The following is a 1,198-nucleotide window of genomic DNA, read 5'->3' as shown; positions in this document are numbered from 1 at the left end:
TGCAGGGGCCGTCGGCGATGACCTGGTTGACCTCGACCCGGTCGCCCTCGGCGACGATGGGCTTCTGGTTGAAGGAGGTGCCCTGGTTGGAGCGCCTGAACTTGGCGACCCGATAGGTGGTACGCGTGCCGTCGTCGTTCATGACCGTGATGAGGTCGGCGGAGACCTCCTCGACCACACCGGCCTTATCGGCGCTGATGACGTCGCCGGCGTCGGTCGCGGCACGGTACTCCATGCCGGTGCCGACCAGCGGCGCCTCGCTCCGGATCAGCGGCACCGACTGGCGCTGCATGTTCGCGCCCATCAGGGCCCGGTTGGCGTCGTCGTGCTCCAGGAACGGGATCATCGCGGTGGCCACCGACACCATCTGGCGCGGCGACACGTCGATGTAGTCGACCTCGCGGGAGGCCACGTACTCGGTCTCGCCGCCCCTGGTGCGGACCAGGACGCGGGGGTCCACCAGCTCGCCGTCCTCGCCCAGGGACGAGTTCGCCTGGGCGACCACGAACCGGTCCTCCTCGTCGGCGGTCAGGTAGTCGACGCGGTCGGTGACCCGGCCCTCGACGACCTTGCGGTAGGGCGTCTCGATGAAGCCGAAGGCGTTGAGGCGGCCGTAGCAGGCGAGGTAGCCGATCAGGCCGATGTTCGGGCCCTCGGGGGTCTCGATCGGGCACATCCGGCCGTAGTGGGACGGGTGCACGTCACGGACCTCCATGCCGGCCCGCTCACGGGACAGGCCGCCGGGGCCAAGGGCGTTCAGGCGGCGTTTGTGCGTCAGGCCGGCCAGCGGGTTGATCTGGTCCATGAACTGCGACAGCTGCGAGGTGCCGAAGAACTCCTTCATCGACGCCACCACCGGGCGGATGTTGATCAGGGTCTGCGGCGTGATCGCCTCGACGTCCTGGGTGGTCATCCGCTCGCGCACGACGCGCTCCATGCGGGCCAGGCCCAGCCGGACCTGGTTCTGGACGAGCTCGCCGACGCTGCGGATGCGCCGGTTGCCGAAGTGGTCGATGTCGTCGAGCTCCACGACGACACCGCCCATGGACGGCTCGCCCGCGTGCAGCCGCACCAGGTACTCGATCATCGAGACGACGTCGTCCTCGGTCAGCGTGCCCTGCGTGATCTCGGAGTCGACCCCGAGCTTCTTGTTGATCTTGTAGCGGCCCACCTTGGCCAGGTCGTACCGCTTGGGATT

At 68.5% G+C, this 1,198-nt stretch carries 1 pseudogene; it reads right to left on the bottom strand.

Going from position 1 to position 1,198, the window contains the following annotated elements:
* Positions 1-1,198: pseudogene (locus ABZ815_RS52815) on the bottom strand (DNA-directed RNA polymerase subunit beta); the annotation flags it as partial.

The organism is Nonomuraea sp. NPDC047529, assembly GCF_040642995.1.
In the GTDB taxonomy this organism is placed as follows: domain Bacteria; phylum Actinomycetota; class Actinomycetes; order Streptosporangiales; family Streptosporangiaceae; genus Nonomuraea.
This window is presented reverse-complemented; position numbering and strand designations above follow the sequence as displayed.